17 protein-coding genes are annotated in these 16768 nt (G+C 59.4%); 6 read left to right on the top strand and 11 right to left on the bottom strand.

The window, feature by feature from the left end:
- Positions 1-6: 6 nt before the first annotated feature.
- From DXT77_RS25230 to DXT77_RS25200, 7 genes are all read right to left on the bottom strand, one after another.
- Positions 7-3666, bottom strand: coding sequence for a transporter substrate-binding domain-containing protein (locus tag DXT77_RS25230; protein WP_119429619.1), 3660 nt, complete (start codon positions 3664-3666; stop codon positions 7-9).
- Positions 3667-3674: 8 nt separating this feature from the next.
- The gene (locus DXT77_RS25225) at positions 3675-4301 is read right to left on the bottom strand and encodes a response regulator transcription factor (RefSeq protein ID WP_119429618.1); all 627 of its coding nucleotides are present in this window, start codon (positions 4299-4301) and stop codon (positions 3675-3677) included.
- 392 nt (positions 4302-4693) lie between these two features.
- Positions 4694-6022, bottom strand: coding sequence for a deoxyguanosinetriphosphate triphosphohydrolase (locus tag DXT77_RS25220; protein ID WP_085710742.1), 1329 nt, complete (start codon positions 6020-6022; stop codon positions 4694-4696).
- Positions 6023-6090: 68 nt separating this feature from the next.
- Positions 6091-7254, bottom strand: a complete 1164-nt coding sequence (locus tag DXT77_RS25215) for an EAL domain-containing protein (protein WP_119429617.1) — start codon at positions 7252-7254, stop codon at positions 6091-6093.
- Positions 7255-7378: 124 nt separating this feature from the next.
- Positions 7379-7717: a hypothetical protein gene (locus DXT77_RS25210; protein WP_119429616.1), complete on the bottom strand. Its 339-nt coding sequence runs from the start codon at positions 7715-7717 to the stop codon at positions 7379-7381.
- Entirely contained in the window at positions 7714-8100 is a 387-nt protein-coding gene (locus tag DXT77_RS25205) for a phage holin family protein (protein WP_065257074.1), read from the bottom strand. The genes DXT77_RS25210 and DXT77_RS25205 overlap by 4 nt, the downstream gene beginning before the upstream one ends.
- A gap of 2 nt (positions 8101-8102) precedes the next feature.
- On the bottom strand, positions 8103-8417 hold the full coding sequence (locus tag DXT77_RS25200; protein ID WP_085710739.1) for a YqjD family protein: 315 nt from the start codon (positions 8415-8417) through the stop codon (positions 8103-8105).
- 316 nt (positions 8418-8733) lie between these two features.
- On the opposite strand from DXT77_RS25200, the gene DXT77_RS25195 reads away from it, so the two are divergent.
- Complete coding sequence (locus tag DXT77_RS25195) at positions 8734-9942, top strand: ammonium transporter (protein ID WP_119429615.1); 1209 nt, start codon at positions 8734-8736, stop codon at positions 9940-9942.
- Here DXT77_RS25195 and DXT77_RS25190 read toward each other — a convergent pair.
- Positions 9939-11651: a monovalent cation:proton antiporter-2 (CPA2) family protein gene (locus DXT77_RS25190; protein WP_119429614.1), complete on the bottom strand. Its 1713-nt coding sequence runs from the start codon at positions 11649-11651 to the stop codon at positions 9939-9941. The genes DXT77_RS25195 and DXT77_RS25190 overlap by 4 nt on opposite strands.
- A 202-nt stretch (positions 11652-11853) precedes the next feature.
- Between DXT77_RS25190 and DXT77_RS25185 the strand changes: the two genes are divergently transcribed.
- The 3 genes from DXT77_RS25185 (at position 11854) to DXT77_RS25175 (ending at position 13542) form a co-directional block, all read left to right on the top strand.
- Positions 11854-12090 (top strand): glutaredoxin family protein, encoded by a 237-nt coding sequence (locus tag DXT77_RS25185; RefSeq protein ID WP_114884529.1) that lies wholly within the window; start codon positions 11854-11856, stop codon positions 12088-12090.
- Between the two features lie 171 nt (positions 12091-12261).
- The gene (locus DXT77_RS25180; protein WP_085710735.1) at positions 12262-12579 is read left to right on the top strand and encodes a transcriptional regulator; all 318 of its coding nucleotides are present in this window, start codon (positions 12262-12264) and stop codon (positions 12577-12579) included.
- Positions 12580-12648: 69 nt separating this feature from the next.
- Complete coding sequence (locus DXT77_RS25175) at positions 12649-13542, top strand: pseudouridine synthase (protein WP_119429613.1); 894 nt, start codon at positions 12649-12651, stop codon at positions 13540-13542.
- Between the two features lie 74 nt (positions 13543-13616).
- Here DXT77_RS25175 and DXT77_RS25170 read toward each other — a convergent pair whose 3' ends face one another.
- Both DXT77_RS25170 and mobA read right to left on the bottom strand, forming a co-directional pair.
- A complete protein-coding gene (locus DXT77_RS25170) occupies positions 13617-13838 on the bottom strand; it encodes a YgdI/YgdR family lipoprotein (protein ID WP_085710733.1) in 222 nt (73 codons plus the stop codon).
- 77 nt (positions 13839-13915) lie between these two features.
- A complete protein-coding gene (gene mobA, locus DXT77_RS25165; protein ID WP_119429612.1) occupies positions 13916-14518 on the bottom strand; it encodes a molybdenum cofactor guanylyltransferase MobA in 603 nt (200 codons plus the stop codon).
- Between the two features lie 81 nt (positions 14519-14599).
- Here mobA and moaB point away from each other — a divergent pair, with 81 nt between their 5' ends.
- Together moaB and glp are read left to right on the top strand one after the other, a co-directional pair.
- Positions 14600-15139 carry a molybdenum cofactor biosynthesis protein B gene (gene moaB / locus DXT77_RS25160; RefSeq protein WP_119429611.1) on the top strand — a complete coding sequence of 180 codons (540 nt, stop codon included), beginning with the start codon at positions 14600-14602 and terminating at the stop codon, positions 15137-15139.
- Positions 15123-16349 (top strand): gephyrin-like molybdotransferase Glp, encoded by a 1227-nt coding sequence (gene glp, locus DXT77_RS25155; RefSeq protein WP_119429610.1) that lies wholly within the window; start codon positions 15123-15125, stop codon positions 16347-16349. Before moaB ends, glp begins: the two co-directional genes overlap by 17 nt.
- 43 nt (positions 16350-16392) lie before the next feature.
- On the opposite strand, the gene DXT77_RS29955 is transcribed toward glp, so the two are convergent.
- Entirely contained in the window at positions 16393-16701 is a 309-nt protein-coding gene (locus DXT77_RS29955; RefSeq protein ID WP_178083492.1) for a hypothetical protein, read from the bottom strand.
- Positions 16702-16768: the final 67 nt, after the last annotated feature.

The raw sequence follows: 16768 nt of genomic DNA, 5'->3' as shown, positions 1-16768 counted from the left end.
GCATAGTTAAGGGCCGGTCATTCTGCTGTGGTCGGTCAACGTCAGTTGCTGCTCCAACGCCTTTTCCAGCTCAAGAATGGCGAAGTTGCTCGCCTTCCATCGGCGTTCGATCTCCTCCACCGGCAATGCTTGCAGGCAAGCCTGTTCGAGTGCGTCGCAACTGTTGATCAGGCGTGATGCCTGGGCAATGCGTGCAGCGCCTTTGATCCTGTGCGCCATCTCGGCCAGCGCCAGGTGATCCCGGCCGCGGGACAAGGCTTGCAGATCCTGGCGGTCATTCCGGCTGCTTTTCAGAAGTTCGGTCAACAGTCGCCTGGTCTGAGCGGGGTTCCCTCCGGTCAGCGCATAAAGCCCCTGCAGGTTGAACGCAGGTGCATGGAACACCGGTGCATCGAGGATTGGCCGGACACTGTCGACCCATTGGCTCAAGGCACTCAGGCTCAGTGGTTTGAACAGGCACTCGTTCATGCCGGCCTGCTTGCAGCGAAGTACCTCTTCCGGTTGGGCATTGGCGGTAAACCCCAGCACGGTGCAGGTCGGGCGTTGCGTGAGGCTCTCGTGGCGCCGGATTGCGCGGGTCAGTTCATAGCCGTTCATGACGGGCATGTTGCAATCGGCGATGACCAGATCGAATGCGCCGTTTTTCCATTGTTCCAGTGCGCTCTGGCCTTCTTCGGCAATGCTGAAACGGTGTCCCAGGAACTCGAGTTGCTGGCACATCAGCAGGCGATTGGCCGGGTGATCGTCGACCACCAGAACGTTGAGGGGGGTGAGGGTGGTCTGGATCTGTGGTTCGTGTTTCCGGCTTTTCACCTCAGCGGGCATGATTGCCAGCGGCAGCGACACACTCACTTGTGTGCCGATCCCGGGCTGGCTGCTCAATTGCAGTTGCCCTCCCATCATTTCGCACAGACTGCGGCTGATGACCAGCCCCAATCCTGTGCCGCCGATTGCCCGGTTCCTGCCATGGCTGGCCTGGGTGAAAGGTTCGAACAGCCGCCGCTGGTCTTCGGCAGTAATACCGATGCCGCTGTCCTGAACCGTCAGTTGCACCTGCGAGCAAGCGGGATCATGGCTGTCCAGCAGTTCCAGCGAGATCCTGATCTGGCCTTTTTCGGTGAATTTGATGGCATTGCTGATCAGGTTCGACAGCACCTGTTTGAAACGCAAGGGATCCAGATGTACGTCGATGTTCAGTTCGGGCGGGGAGACGTTCACCATCAGTGCCAGCCGTTTCTGCCGGGCCAGACCTTCGAAAATCCTGACTACCGACGCAATGGTATCGATGAGATTGACCCGTTCGGGGCTCAGGCTCAGGCGCCCGGATTCGATCCGGGCAATATCCAGAATGTCACCGATCAGACCCAGCAGATCCTTGGCCGAACTGTAGGCGGTTTCGATGCTGGAGCGGTCCGGATGCACTTTGTCCATGCGCTTGAGGGTCAGTTCGAGCATGCCGATGACCGCGTTCATCGGCGTACGGATTTCATGGCTCATGGTCGCCAGGAAAGTACTCTTGGCACGGTTGGCATCATCGGCCTGCTCCTTGGCGGCACGAAGCTCGTCGAGCAGCTCATGACGTTCACTGATGTCGATCCAGCCGCCGATGATCCCCTGAACATCGCCGCTGGAGTCGCGGTACGGCAGGATCCAGTGATAGATCGTCATGCGCCGGTTGCCGATTTGCAACGGCCGGTCGAGCACGAGCGGTCTGCCCTCGTTCACGACCCGCTGATAGTCGGCCTGAAAGGCCCTGGCTTCGAAGGCGTTGTTCAGAACACCTTCCATCACATTCTTGCCGATGACGTCTTCGCGTCTGGCCTTGAAGGCTTCAAGGTAACTGTCGTTGCAGCTTTGCAGCAATCCCTGCCGATCACGCACATAGATCGGATGAGGCGTGCCGTTGACCAGCGAGCGCATGAACTCCAGTTGATCGTTCAAGGCGCGTTCGGCGGCCTTGCGCTGTTTGATCTGGCGACGCATGTAGGCATTCCAGAGCATCGACAACAGCAACAACAGGCTGGCTGCCCCGATCACCTGATAGAACAGGCGCCGATATTGGTGCCAGGTGCCCTGTGAAAGGCTTGAATATCCCCTCCATCGACCATTGATGATGCCCAGTTCTTCGGGCGATATGCTCATCAGGGTCTTGTCGATGATCGAGCCCAGTTCGGTGTTGTCTCTGGCGGTTGCCAGGGAAAAGGCTGCCTGGCGGGTGCCGATGGTGGTCGTGATCTGCAAGGGGTGTTCGAAGATGTGCGAGGCGATGAAGTAGTTGGCGATCACCAGCGAGTTCACGGCGCCTTCGACCTGACCCTCGTCGAGCAATGCCACGGCACCGAAAGTGTCCGGGGTCTCGATCAACTGGATGTGTGGAAACTCGTTGCGCAGGTACTCGATCATCGGGTTGCCCTGGGCGATGGCCAGGCGCTTGCGCTTGAGCTGACCCAGGTGGGTCGGACTGTCGGCAGCCTTGCGGGTCAGCAGGACATAGGAATTTTCAAGGTAGGGGCGGCTGAACTTCAGGGTTTCCTCGCGTTGGGCGGTCGGCAGCAGGGCGGCGATCAGGTCGGCCTGATGGTTTTCGATCTGTTTGATCATCTCGGCGTCGCTGCGGCTGCGGCGGATTTCGAAGCGCAGGCCGGTTCGCAACCGGATGAGTTCCAGCAGGTCGGCGCTGATGCCGCGAAAGTTGCCATCGGTGTCAAAGAAGCTCAGGGGGGCCAAGGCCTCGTTGACGACCACGCTCACCACCGGGTGTTTCTTCAGCCATTGTTCTTCGCGATGGGTCAATTGCAGTTTCTGATCGGTCAGCAAGGTATCGCTGCCGGCACTCCAGCGTTTGGCGATGTTTTCCCGCTCGCTGCCCGGGACAGCCTTGAGCACGCTGTCGATGATGCCCAGCAGCTGAGGATTGTCGCGGCGTACGGCAAAACTGAAACCGTGGGCTTCGTGCTTGCCGAAATTGGCCATGCGGATGTTGTTCAGATACCCCTTGCTGATCATGTAGTGGGTGGAAATGGTGTCGCCGAGAAATACGTCCGCCTGATCGAAGGCGACGGCGTTGATTGCATTCTGGTAGGACGGATAGGAGGTGATGAGTGCTTTGGGATACAGCGCCTTGACTTCGTCCAGCGGCAGATAGTGATACAGCATGCTCAGCCGCAATCCGGCCAGACCTTCGCTCAGAGACCGGGTTTCACCCGTGCGGGTGACCAGTACCGGTTGATCGATGGCGTATGGGCTGGACAGTACGATGTTGGCGTTTTCCGCTTCCAGCCCGTTGGACGTGCCAAGCATGTCGATGCTGCCGTCGACCAGTGCCCGGATCGCCGCGTCCCGTGTGGCAAAGCGCTTGACCCTGACCGGCAGGCGGGTTGCCTGACCGATCAGTCCGGCGTAATCGGCCGTGAACCCTTCGTAATCGCGGCCGCTGGCCGTCATGTCAAAGGGCGGATAGTCGGGTGCCGATGTGCCCAGAACCAACTCATTGCGATTGTGCAACCAGTCCCCTTGCGCATGATCGAGCAGGACTGGAAGCGACTTGTCGGTCGAGCGACTGAGCAGGGCCAGGTCTTGCGAGATGACGGGGGCGCCTGCTGCATGAGCACTTAATCCAAGGCATGCGCTCAATACAATCAGGCAGTTTTTCAAGCGACTGGGCATGTCGTCTCTCACACGAGTGCGTTGCGTTTGGCCATTTCAATAAGTTCTACAAGGGATCTGGCTTTGAGTTTCTGCATCAGACGTTTTTTATAAGTACTGACGGTCTTGTTGCTGAGAAACATGCCTTTGGCAATTTCCTTGTTTGTTCGGCCTTGGGCGAAAAGTTGCAATACCATCAATTCCCGGTCATTGACGGATTTGAAAAGTTCCAGCTCTGCGTAGCGCACATCGTCATTGCGAACAGGGTTCAGGGCCTGGCTGGGGAAATAGTTGTATCCGGAAAGAACCGCCTTGATGGCACTGACCAGTTCGCTGAGGTCTTCCTGTTTGCAGACATAACCCGATGCGCCGGACTGCATGCAGCGAATGCCGAACAGCGTCGGGCATTGTGCAGTCAGGACCAGCGTCTTGAACGGAGAACTCATGGCGTTGAAACGGGCAAGGACTTCCAGGCCGTCCAGCTTTGGAATACTGATGTCGAGAATGATCAGGTCGGGGGCGCATTCGCGAACCATTTGCATGGCATCGACCCCGTTATCGGTTTCACCGACGACCTTGTAACCTTCATGTTCCAATAGCATTCGAACGGCAAGACGGATAACCGGGTGATCGTCGACAATAAAAACGGAGTTCATAACAAAGTCCCATGCGAACACTAATAAAGGGCGCACCTTAGCTCAGATGAAAGAGCGGTCGCATGAGCCGACAGGACCTCGGTGGCAATCTAGGATCAGTCCTACAAATAAAGAGGAATGGGACTACGTGTGAACTAGTTTTGACGTAGGTAGCGGCTGGCTTCGCGAGTTGAACTTGTTCGATGATGGGGGCGGGTGTGACTGAAAATCCTGTTTGTTTAATGTTTGTCAGTCATCAATGAGTTTCAGTTTTTTGTTGGCGATACATGGCGAGAATCGAACATGGATATAAGGAAAGGATTGGAATACCCATCAGTCGCGCGTTCCGAAACCTGTTTTTGATAAGTCGCGTGCCCGCCCGGTCAATGCCTGACCGGGCGGGCGACGAGGTATCAATGGCTGGAGCGCCCTGTCATTTCCAGGGCCATGTCGCTGGCATAGCTGTCGGTCATGCCTGCGATGAAGTCGATCATGCGCAGGAACGATGCGTGCAACGGGCCGTGCGGGTCTGGCGCATTGTTGCCCAGCAAGTCGAGGATCCTGCGGCTCTTGAACGACGGCGTACGCCCGTTGTGCTGTTCGAGGGCCGCACCGCAGAACGCGTTGAGCAGAATCTCCAGCGTCGTGTAGGCGCCGATTTCATGCAGGGTCTTGCGCTTGTCCTGAAAGATTTTCTTGCGGGCGATGTCCTTGGCATTCAGCACGCAACGTTTGGCCGGGCCGTGCATGTGCTCCACAAGGTCCCCATGCAGCGTTCCCGCCAGGAGCGCATCCTGTTGTTCGACGAAGGCCCGGGCGGCGGCGTTGGTCAGGTGTTCGATGGCCTTGCCCCGCAGGATCGCCAGTTTGCGCCGGCGCGAATCCTGAGGACCGAGCTGGCGGTAGGTTTCCGGCAGATCGTCGCCGACCAGACCCAGCAGCAGCGACTCGACCTCGGCGTAGTCCAGCAGATCCATCTCCAGGCCATCTTCCAGATCGATCAGCGCGTAGCAGATGTCATCCGCAGCTTCCATCAGGTAAACCAGCGGATGACGCGCCCAGCGCTGTTCTTCGAGTTGTGGCAGGCCCAGTTTGTGGGCGATCTGCTCCAGCAAAGGCAACTCGCTCTGATAGCAGCCGAACTTGTGTTTCTTGTAACCCAGAGAGTCGGCGTGGCGCGCGGTCCACGGGTACTTGAGGTACGTGCCTAGGGTCGCGTAGGTCAACCGGGTGCCACCGTCGAACTGGTGATATTCCAGCTGTGTGAGAACCCGAAACCCTTGGGCATTGCCCTCGAAGTTCAGGAAGTCACCGCGTTCGGCGTCACTCATCGCATCCAGCCAGCCGCGCCCGGCAGCCTGCTGGAACCAATGGCGGATGGCGTCTTCGCCGGAATGGCCGAAGGGCGGGTTACCGATGTCATGGGCCAGGCAGGCGGACTGTACGACCATGCCCAGATCGCTTGGCTCGCACCACTCGGGCAGGGCGCGACGCAGGGTTTCGCCCACTCGCATGCCCAGCGACCGGCCCACGCAACTGACTTCCAGCGAGTGGGTCAGGCGTGTGTGGATGTGGTCGTTGCTCGACACGGGATGCACCTGGGTCTTGCGGCCCAAGCGGCGGAAGGCGCCGGAGAAAATGATGCGGTCATGGTCTTTGTGGAAAGGGCTGCGGCCGAGTTCCTGCGGGCTGTGCAGCGGTTTGCCGAGACGTTCGCGGTTAAGCAGGGTTTGCCAATCCAAGGCTGATTCTCTCCGTCGGGTGACTGGTGCCCTAGCTTCCCGGTTCGAGCGTGTGTCTGCAAGCGCAACTACAGCCCGGCGGCGTCAATGTCGATCAACAGCAGGCGTTCACCATTGTCGAAAAATTGCCCGGCGGTCAGGCAGTACTGGTTGCTGGTGGCATCGCGGTAGGTGTTGGAAAGTGTCAATCGGCGCTCTTCCCAGCCTTCGGCCAGCAGATGGTAGAAGTAGGGACGCCACGACCAGTTATGGCCCAGATAGCGGTTGTCGGCGACCCAGCCGCTTTGCCGCCATTCCAGATTCGGCGTCAGTTGCGTGCCCTGACGGTCGCACTGATAAAACCGCAGCAACCACGGAAAGGCGTCCAGTTGCGGCAAGGCACTAAGCGGCGCGCGAGTTTGAGCCCAGTTCTGCAGAATCGTCATCAACTCGCCGAGCTGTCGGCGCATGGACATCAACTTGCCGCGCTCGGCGAGTTTCTGCTTCACATAGGCCTGGCGCAGTTCAGCGAAGCGCTGGACGAAAGCATCCGTCGCAAAAAAAGCCTCCTGCGCCCGCGCGAACAGAAAACCCTGTACGTAGCGTGAGCCACATTCCAGTGCGAAATTCAGCTGTGCTTCGGTCTCCACGCCTTCGGCGATAATCCAGCAACCGGTCCTTTCGGCCATCTGCGCCAGTGCCTTGACCACATCGCTGCTGGGCCCGCCGAGCGCGGCGGCCTGGAAAAGACGCATGTCGAGCTTGAGGATGTCTGGCTGCAAGGCCAGCACGCGATCCAGCTGTGAATAGCCGGCGCCGAAATCGTCGATGGCGATCCGCGCGCCGGCATCGCGATAGCGTGCAACCACTTCAGAAAGACGCTGACTGTTTCCGCCCAGTTCGGTGATCTCGAAGACAATCCGCTGCGGGTCGACGCCATGCCGGGCGAGTTGTTTCAGGCTGGGTAGCGCCTGGTCGGCGCGCAAACGGCTGATCCAGCGCGGTGACATGTTCAGGCTGAGAAACCAGTCCGGCGGTGCTTCGTGAAATCGGCTCAGCGCATTGTCACGAATCTGCCGGTCGAGGCGGCGCAGGGCGGTAGCGGGCGTTCGCGGGTCGGCGAACAACGGCCCGACCGATGTCAGTTGCCCTTGCACCTGGCGCAATCGACCCAGAGCCTCGACGCCCGCAATGCGTCCGGTGGCGGTATCGATGAAAGGCTGAAAGCAGGCGAGCGGTTGCCCGTCGATCACGGGGCCTCCTTGGTCATTGTTGTTCTGGTCGGGTCCTGCCGGCCGGATAGGCGAGCGGGATTGAATCTCCGGGTGAAGAGATTCAATCCCGCCAGCAGTGCAAGAATGCAGCCAGATGTGGAACTCAGCGTTTGCCCGAGTTCTGCATGACCAGTTTGATCAGTGGCGCGAGGCTGGTGCCGAGGCGGATCAACCGGCTCAGGCCGCCGATGCCACCGCTTTTCGCACCTTTGCCGGTCAGGAACCCCAGCAGTGTCACGGCGGCCACGCCCCACAACGGCGCGTGCTTGATGCCGAAACCGTCCTGCAGGTTTTGCGTCATGCCGCGCATGCGTTGCAAGGGCTGCAGCACCTGCCCGGTTTCGTGGCGGATTTCCTGACGATGCATTTCCATGCGCAGGCGGATCAGGGCCTTGCGCATTTCCTGGCGCGAGCTGTTGTGCGGAAGTTCAGGCAGGCTCATGGCAGCAGGCGCTCCCGGTCGTTGGCCAGTTCTTCCAGGGTGCCGTGGAAGGGCGAGGATTCATCGAAGATCGCAGCTTTCAGGCGCAGCCCGCAGAAGATTGCAGCGAGGGTGTAGAACACGCACAGGCCGATGATGGCGGCGAGCCGATACGTGTCCCAGAACACGATCAGGACGAGGGTCGACAGGCCGACCAGCAATAGCAGTGCAAACACCAATGCCAGGCCGGCGAACAGCAACAGGCTGACGGTGCGTGCTTTCTGCTCCTGCAGTTCGATGCCGAACAACTCGACGTGACTGTGCAAAAGACCGAGGACGGCTGCACCCAGGCGCCGTGTGGAAGAGGCAGTGCCCGCAGTCGGGCCGGATTCACCGATCGACATGATCAGCGCCGCGTGGCCAGCAGGCCGATCAAAAAGCCGACGCCGGCGGCGATACCCACGGATTGCCACGGGTTGGCCGACACATAATCTTCGGTGGCGGTGACCGCAGCCTGGCCGCGCTCGCGCAGGGTGTCTTCGGTCAGCTTCAGGGTTTCCCGCGCGCGCAGGAGACTTTCGTGGATCTGTTCGCGCAATTCATCAGCCTGATCACCGGCCAGCGTGGCGGTGTGTTCCAGCAACCGTTCGGTGTCGCTGACCAGGGTCTGGAAGTCGTTCATCAGGATTTCTTGAGCAGTCTTTGCCTTGGTGCTGGCCATTGGGGATCTCCGTAAGTGGCTGTCTGAAGCGGCTTCTGAAACTTTCGAGTATGAGCCTTGCGTGAAGGTTCAGTACAAATGACTGGTACATCTTTTGCTGTGTCGTGGTGCGTTCCCCGGCAGCAGTGCGCTGTTGCCGGGCGCGAAGCCGGGAAATCATAGCCCGGATGACACGGGTTCAGCTCAGGACATCGACCTCGTGCGCCAAAGCGGTTCATCGGCCCCATGGGGTCATGACTGCGCGGTCGCAACTTGGTGCATGAAATGTCTGCATGAACCGCATTGGTGCCTTTTTCAGCCTTGGGTCTGCCTCTTCATGGAAAATCTGCAAAGCGCTGTGGATACGCTCGTTCATAGTTCCAACACGTTGTTCATTCTGATCGGTGCGGTCATGGTGCTGGCCATGCACGCCGGGTTCGCCTTTCTGGAGGTCGGAACGGTTCGCCAGAAGAATCAGGTCAACGCGCTGTCGAAGATTCTCAGCGACTTCGCCGTATCGACCCTGGCCTATTTCTTTATAGGCTATTGGATTTCGTACGGGGTAACGTTCCTGCAACCGGCGGCGGTGCTCAGCGCCGATCATGGTTACGGGCTGGTGAAGTTTTTCTTCCTTCTGACCTTTGCGGCGGCGATCCCGGCGATCATTTCTGGCGGTATTGCCGAGCGGGCGCGGTTCGTTCCGCAGCTGTGTGCGACGGCGCTGATCGTGGCGTTCATCTATCCGTTTTTCGAGGGGATGATCTGGAACGGCAACTATGGTCTGCAAGCCTGGCTGGCCGCGCGATTTGGCGCCTCCTTCCATGATTTCGCCGGCTCCGTGGTGGTTCACGCCATGGGTGGCTGGCTGGCGCTGGCGGCGGTGCTGTTGTTGGGGCCACGCAACGGCCGCTATCGCGATGGCCGGCTGGTGGCATTCGCACCGTCGAGCATTCCGTTTCTCGCACTGGGCTCGTGGATCCTGATCGTCGGCTGGTTCGGCTTCAACGTGATGAGCGCGCAAACCCTGCAGGGCGTCAGTGGGCTGGTGGCGGTCAATTCGTTGATGGCGATGGTGGGCGGTACGGTGGCGGCGCTGATTGTCGGGCGCAATGACCCGGGCTTTCTGCACAACGGCCCGTTGGCCGGTCTGGTGGCGGTGTGTGCCGGTTCCGACCTGATGCATCCGGTGGGCGCACTCGTCACCGGTGCGATTGCCGGTGCCCTGTTTGTCTGGTGCTTCACGGCGGCGCAGGTCAAATGGCGGATCGACGACGTGCTGGGTGTCTGGCCGTTGCACGGCTTGTGTGGCGTGTGGGGTGGCATCGCCTGCGGGATCTTCGGCTCGACCGCGTTGGGCGGGCTCGGTGGTGTCAGCCTGATCAGCCAGTTGATCGGTACGGCGTTGGGCGTTGTGGTAGCCCTGGCTGGCGGATTTGCCGTCTACGGTTCGATCAAGGCCCTGCATGGTCTGCGCCTGAGTCAGGAACAGGAGTATTACGGCGCGGACCTGTCGCTGCACAAGATCGGCGCAGTAAGCCAGGACTAGGTCTCTTCATCTTCGGCACCGGGGTAGAAGCCATGCAGCAGGCGATAGCGGTCGATGCGCACCCGATCGACTTTCTCCTGCACCTGGTGTGCCGGCAGACCGAGCAGAATCAAGGCGTGGGACGCGAGCATCAGGCTTGATTCCAACAACTCCGGCACCACTTCGCTGGCGCCGGCGGCTTTCAGTTCGGCCCACTGGCTGTCGTCGCGGGTGCGCACCAGAATCGGCACTTTCGGGTTGAGTCGCCGGGCTTCCTTGAGCACCCGCAACGCCACATCGCTTTTATCCACGGCAATCACCAGCAGCCTTGCGCGCAGCAAACCGACCGCAGTCAGCAGGTCGCCACGCGCAGAGTCGCCGTAATGCACGTCGCGTTCGACGGTGGCTGCTTCCTGAATACGTACGGGGTCGTTGTCCAGGGCGATGTAAGGTTGCCCGGCATTGCGCATGAAGCGCCCGATCGACTGACCGACGCGGCCGTAGCCGCAGATCACCACATGCTGATCGAGGCCGGCATTGAGGGCGCTGATCTGTTCGATCTGTGCTTTCTGATTGGGCTTGCGATGCAGGGCGGCAGCGATGCGGGGGGCCGCGCGCAACATCAGCGGCGTGAGCAGCATCGAGCAGAACGTCGCAGCGAGGAGCAGGGCTCCGAGATCGGCAGGCATCAAACGGTTCTGCTGCATCTGCGCCATCAGGGCGAAACAGAATTCGCCACCCTGAGCCAGAGACAGGCCGCTGCGCCAGGCGGTTTCATTGTCGCTGCCACGCCATTTCACCAGCAGCGCCACCACTGAGCCCTTGATCACCAGCAAACCCAGGGTCATGGCGATAATCGGCAGGCTGTGGCTGGCGAACAATTGCAGGTCGATCAACATGCCGATGCTGACGAAGAACAGGCCAAGCAGGATGTCGCGGAACGGCCGGATATCGGCCTCGATCTGATGCCGATAATGACTTTCTCCCAGCAGCATGCCGGCCAGGAACGCGCCGAGGGCAGGGGACAGGCCGAGCAGGTGAGTCAGCCATGCCGTTAGCAACACGATGACCAGCGCCAACAGTACGAACAGTTCGGCCGAGCGCGATGCCGCTACCTCCTGAAAAAGGCGTGGCAACAGCCAGCGACTGGCCAGCAGCAAGCCGATGAACAGCACGACAGTCTTGAGTAGTGTCAGCGGCAACGCCCAATACCAGGCCTGATCGCTGCTGCCGGCGAAGACGGGTACCAGCGTCAGCAACAACACGGCCACCACATCCTGAAACAACAGGACCCCGACCGCATTCTGGCCATGACTGCTGAAGATTTCGCCGAGGCTTCCCAGTTCCTTGGTGACGATCGCCGTGGACGAAAGCGAAAGACCCGCGCCGAGCAGCAACGCCGGGGTAAGAGGCATGCCCAGCAGCATCAGCACGCTTCCAAGCAGCGCTGTGCTGACCAGCACCTGTTGGCTGCCCAGACGAAAAACCACTTGGCGCAGGGCAATCATTTTCGACAGGGAGAACTCCAGCCCCAGGGAAAACAGCAGAAACACCACGCCCAGCTCTGCAAGGTCCGGTAGATGCTCGCTCTCGTTGATCCAGTCGAACGCCTTCGGTCCGACCATCAGCCCGACGCACAGGTAGCCCAGCACCGGTGGCAGGCGCAGGCGGCGAAACAGGGCAATCATCACCAGGGACGAGGCAAGAATGATCAACAGATTGGCAAACACAAAACACTCCGGCGGCGGGCTCAGGCTCTTCAAGCGTAGAGGCAAAAAACACCGGAGCATGCTGTAAAACACATTTGTTCGGGCTGATTTGAGTCAGGGTTTTGCGAGGACAGATCCGCTCGATGGTTTGAGGGTTCTGGTGGGTCGACGGGTTCACAGGTCAGGCCTAAAATGGCCAATCAAATTTTGGGATTGAACGCGCATGCTTCCTGAATGCCAGTTGTTCGGTACCCTCGGGTGCCATCTGTGTGAAGTCGCTGAAGCCGAACTGATGCCGTTTGTCGAGCACGGCCTGCTGGTGGAACTGGTGGACATTGCAGATGATGAATCCTGGTTCGAGGCCTATAGCCTGCGGATCCCTGTGCTGCGCCGGACCGATACCGGAGCGGAACTGGGCTGGCCGTTCAGTGCCGATCAGGTTGTGGCATTTCTACGATAGCTTTTTCCCACGACGTTGTTCCGCCCCGGCCATTCATCGCGACGGTCATCGATCCTTGGCACTCTCGATCTTATTCGGTTACTGTATGTGCATACAGTAAATGAGTGGGCTCGCCGTGCTGTGTCCTTGTGGGGCAACGGCATGGTAGCCAGGACGTCTGAGGGATGAATCGTGGTCAATGTCGAACAGTTGAAAAGCAGCGTGAACCGGATGTCGGTTGATGTGGTGCACGATGCGGTCCGCGAATTGCGTCTGGACGGTCTGGTCACGGAGGGCAAGACGCCTTTCAACAAGCTGCATTTCAATACCTGTTTTGCCGAGATCGAGGCGTTGTTCCAGCGCGCCGGCTATCACAAGCAACTGGATGTGGTGGGTTATCAGGGATTGTTGTACGCCTTGTACGACCCGGGTCGCTGGGAGGCTGTCGATGTACTGCGCTGGCTGAAGGAGTTCACCGAGGCGGCGGCCCTCAAATCGATCCCCGCCTGATTCTGCGCTAGGTCTGCTGCGTCCGGTGTTGGATAATGCCGCTCTGCTTTGAAGGTTCGAGTTCTCCGTATGTCCAGCACACCAACATTTTCCGCCGCACAGAATCAGGCCAGCACGCTTTACCTGCCCCCGGGCGACTGGCGGACGGTGTTCGATTGTCTGTGTGATCACTTCAGTGTCATCGGACGCGATCGGTGGCTGGACCGGATTGCCCGAGGCCGGGTACTGGATGGCGAAGGCCAACCGATTGCTCTGGACCTGCCGTACAAGGAAGGCCTGCGCATCCATTACTTTCGCGAAGTGCCGGATGAAAAGCCGATTCCGGTGGTCGAGTCGATTCTCTACGCGGACGAACATCTGGTCGTCGCAGACAAACCCCACTTCCTGCCGGTGACGCCAGCGGGGGAATACGTGGAACAAACTTTGCTGCGCCGGCTGATTCGTCGACTGGATAATCCGCACCTGGTGCCGTTGCACCGAATTGACCGGCACACCGCCGGGTTGGTGATTTTTTCGGCCAATCCGCAGACGCGTTCGGCGTATCAGTCATTGTTCCCGGCACGGCAAATAGAGAAGCGCTACGAAGCGATCGCCGCAGCATTGCCTGGGCTGGATTTTCCGTTGGTACACAAGAGCCGTATGGTCGATGGCGAGCCTTTTTTCCGCATGCAGGAAGGTCCCGGTGTCAGCAATACCGAAACGACAGTGGAAGTGCGGGAAAGGAACGGCGACCTCTGGCGTTACGGCCTGTATCCGGTGACCGGCAAGAAACACCAGTTGCGGGTGCACATGACGGCATTGGGCGCGAGCATCTGCAACGATCCGTTCTATCCCGAGGTGTTGAAGGACGTCGAGGACGATTACACCAAACCGCTCAAGCTGCTGGCGCAGGGTTTGCGGTTCATCGATCCGGTTACGGGGCAGGAGCGTGATTTTGAAAGCCGGATCACGCTGGACTGGTGATCTATAGCGCAATCCACTTTCTACCGTCCACGAAAAAGCCCGCATCATGCGGGCTTTTCTGTATCTGGCGTCGCTTAGAGCTCTTTAACGGTGCGAACCTGATCCTTGTTGATGCGAGTCTGCTTGCCGTCCAGTTGTTCGAATTCGTAGAAGCCCGAATCCTTGTCGTATTTAGGCGAGTCGACGGCCTGGATTTCGCGACCGTCATTCAAGGTGATCACCGTTGGCGAAGCGCAACCGGCGAGGGTGGCCAGGCCCAGTGCGAGCATGAAAGTGGCGAGAGTCCGTTGAGTCATGTGTTTGTCTCCGAAGGGAATTCTTTTGGTTACTGAGCTGTAGACGTATGCAAGGCGTGAGAGTTCCTTGAATGCGGTCAGTCTGACACAGTGTTATGAGAGCTTAACAGTTCCGGGGTATTGAGATTGGCCAGCCGTGGGTCGTTGTCCGGGCAAATCAGTGCTTGGGCGCCAAGGCTGCGCATGAGCCGGCCAGGGCTGCGTTCCCCTTCGTGCCAGGCCTCTTCGAATGCGGGCAGAAGCACCACGGGAATCACGCAAAGCAGCGGTTCCCAGTGCTCGTCGTGACGCAGCATCAACGGGTTTTCAGGGTGCAGGCTGGCGGTCTCGCGCATGCTCTGTAACAGGGGAAGATCGATTCGCGGTACGTCGCACGGCAACACCAGCAGATGGGAATGGCGAGCGGCTCGCAAACCGGCACGGATGCCGGCCAATGGTCCTGGAAAGTCTTCTTCGTCGTCCGTCACCAATTGATCGGCGAAGGGCGCATAGCGTTCGCGATTGCGGTTGCAGGAAATGATCAGATCGTCGGTCAGCGTGCGAACCTTGCGCTGCAAATGAGCGATCAGCGGTTCCCCGTGCCATTCAATCAGCCCCTTGTCCTGGCCACCCATGCGTTGACCGCGCCCACCGGCCAACAGCAGGATGGAGCAGGGGGATAGTTGCGTATTCGAGGTCATGGCAGCTCTCCGCAGGTTCGGCGAAAAAATGGGGCGCTGTGATATAACACCGGGCTGTTTCTCCTACAACTGGATGAGCCTATGAAAGCCAAGGCTGATGTACCTTTCGCACCGCTCAATATCGCGGTATTGACGGTCAGCGACACCCGCACTCTGGAAACCGATACCTCCGGCCAGGTCTTCGTCGACCGTTTGACCGCAGCCGGTCACAACCTGGCGGAGCGGGTATTGCTCAAAGATGACCTGTACAAAATCCGCGCGCAAGTTGCCCACTGGATTGCCGAAGACGTTGTGCAAGTGGTGTTGATCACCGGGGGCACAGGCTTTACCGGTCGTGACAGCACACCCGAAGCCGTTACGTGCCTGCTCGACAAGCAGGTGGATGGTTTTGGTGAACTGTTCCGTCAGATTTCGGTGGCCGATATCGGCACTTCCACTGTGCAATCCCGTGCACTGGCTGGACTGGCCAACGGTACGCTGGTTTGCTGTTTGCCAGGTTCGACCAACGCGGTGCGCACCGGTTGGGATGGCATCCTGGCCGAGCAACTGGATTCGCGGCATCGCCCGTGCAATTTCGTCCCTCACCTGAAACAGGCGGCTCCCTGTGAATCCCGCGGGTAAGCCTGGCAAGACCGGGAGCCTGATGCCGGTCGAGGTGGCCCTGGCGCGTCTGCTGGAAATGGCTGACGCCTCGCGTATCGTCGAGTCCGAGTATCTGCCATTGGCACAGCTCGAGGGGCGGGTTTTGGCGCGGGATCTGGTTTCAACACTGGACCTGCCTCCATGGCCCAACAGTGCCATGGACGGGTATGCCTTGAACCTGGCTGACTGGACCGGTGAGCCGATGCCGGTCAGTCAGAAAGTTTTTGCCGGTCAGGCGCCTGAACCGCTGGAGCCAGGCACCTGTGCCCGTATCTTCACAGGGGCACCCGTTCCACCAGGTGCCGATTGCGTCGAGATGCAGGAAAACGCCGTGATCGAGGCCGACGAACGAGTCCGGTTCACTGAACCCATGGTGTCCGGGCAGAACATCCGCCCGCAGGGGCAGGAAACCACGGTGGGCGAATTGATCCTGTCCGCGGGAACCCGGCTCGGTCCGATCGAGCTGGGGTTGGCTGCGTCTTTGGGCTGCGCCGGCCTTGAAGTGATCCGCAAGCCCCGTGTGGCAGTGCTGTCCACCGGCGATGAGCTGGTTGAACCGGGAGCGGCACTGGGCCCGGGACAGATTTACAACAGTAACCGGGTGGTGCTGTGCAGCTGGTTGCAGCGTTTGGGCTGTGAGGTGCTGGATGCCGGGATTCTTCCGGATGACTTGCCGACCACCCGTGCACGTCTTGGGGAGCTCGAAGAGGCCGACTTGATACTGTCGACCGGTGGCGTATCGGTTGGGGAAGCGGATTTCCTTGGTGTTGCGTTGAGGGAAGAGGGTGAGCTGACACTGTGGAAGCTGGCGATCAAGCCCGGGAAGCCTTTGACGGTTGGTCATTTCCGGAGTGTTCCGGTCATCGGTCTGCCCGGCAACCCTGCGTCGACCCTGGTGACTTTTGCCTTGCTGACCAAGCCTTATCTGCTGCGTCGTCAGGGTGTGCAAGATGTAGAGCCTCTCAGGTTTCCAGTCCCGGCTGGATTCGTCTGGCCCCAGGCGGGCAATCGACGTGAATTCCTGCGGGGGCGTCTGGAGCAGGGGCAGGCAACTATCTACCGAAACCAGAGTTCAGGCGTTCTGCGTAGCGCTGCCTGGGCTGATGGATTGGTAGAGGTGCAGGAGGGGCGCACCCTGGCCCCGGGAGACATGGTGCCCTTCATTCCCCTGAGTGACCTTCTCGGCTGATGCGTCGAAATGCAGGCTTGTTGAGGGCCTGCATTTCAGTTCGTCAGCGACTGATCAGTGCAACTAGCTGGTCAAAGCGACTATTGGCAACCCAGCCCAACAATCCAAGGACCACAGCTGTGGCACCTGCGGAGTAGGAGAGACGGTGTTTGATGGCTTTGACGTCTCCTTTTACTTCGTCCATGTCACGGCGGATGTATTTGATGTGGGTTTCCAGCTCAGTGACACGAGGGTCCATGATTTTTTCTCCAGTGTTTTTGGCGCTGCTCTTGAGTTCGGGTTTATGGCAGGCGCGACTGCCGGAGAGGGGGGCAACCGGACTTGCTGTCATTCTTGCTTCATGACCGTGCATGGGAAATTCCGCCTGCTGCCATGAGTTTCTGCTGGCAGAAACGGCTGCTCGAATGATCTAGCGTCCG

Origin of the sequence: Pseudomonas sp. 91RF (genome assembly GCF_003576265.1) — a bacterium.
Classification (GTDB): domain Bacteria; phylum Pseudomonadota; class Gammaproteobacteria; order Pseudomonadales; family Pseudomonadaceae; genus Aquipseudomonas; species Aquipseudomonas kribbensis.
Note: the sequence above shows the minus strand (reverse complement) of the source record. Positions and strands in the feature narration are given on the sequence as shown.

Excerpts from the sequence above, each read along its gene's own strand:
- DXT77_RS25185 (WP_114884529.1), top strand. The coding sequence starts at position 11,854 with ATGCTTCCTGAATGCCAGTTGTTCGGTACCCTCGGGTGCCATCTGTGT.
- DXT77_RS25230 (WP_119429619.1), bottom strand. The coding sequence starts at position 3,666 with ATGCCCAGTCGCTTGAAAAACTGCCTGATTGTATTGAGCGCATGCCTT.
- DXT77_RS25225 (WP_119429618.1), bottom strand. The coding sequence starts at position 4,301 with ATGAACTCCGTTTTTATTGTCGACGATCACCCGGTTATCCGTCTTGCC.
- DXT77_RS25170 (WP_085710733.1), bottom strand. The coding sequence starts at position 13,838 with ATGACTCAACGGACTCTCGCCACTTTCATGCTCGCACTGGGCCTGGCC.
- DXT77_RS25210 (WP_119429616.1), bottom strand. The coding sequence starts at position 7,717 with ATGAGCCTGCCTGAACTTCCGCACAACAGCTCGCGCCAGGAAATGCGC.
- DXT77_RS25200 (WP_085710739.1), bottom strand. The coding sequence starts at position 8,417 with ATGGCCAGCACCAAGGCAAAGACTGCTCAAGAAATCCTGATGAACGAC.
- DXT77_RS25175 (WP_119429613.1), top strand. The coding sequence starts at position 12,649 with ATGTCCAGCACACCAACATTTTCCGCCGCACAGAATCAGGCCAGCACG.
- DXT77_RS25195 (WP_119429615.1), top strand. The coding sequence starts at position 8,734 with ATGGAAAATCTGCAAAGCGCTGTGGATACGCTCGTTCATAGTTCCAAC.
- moaB (WP_119429611.1), top strand. The coding sequence starts at position 14,600 with ATGAAAGCCAAGGCTGATGTACCTTTCGCACCGCTCAATATCGCGGTA.
- mobA (WP_119429612.1), bottom strand. The coding sequence starts at position 14,518 with ATGACCTCGAATACGCAACTATCCCCCTGCTCCATCCTGCTGTTGGCC.
- DXT77_RS29955 (WP_178083492.1), bottom strand. The coding sequence starts at position 16,701 with ATGCACGGTCATGAAGCAAGAATGACAGCAAGTCCGGTTGCCCCCCTC.
- DXT77_RS25205 (WP_065257074.1), bottom strand. The coding sequence starts at position 8,100 with ATGTCGATCGGTGAATCCGGCCCGACTGCGGGCACTGCCTCTTCCACA.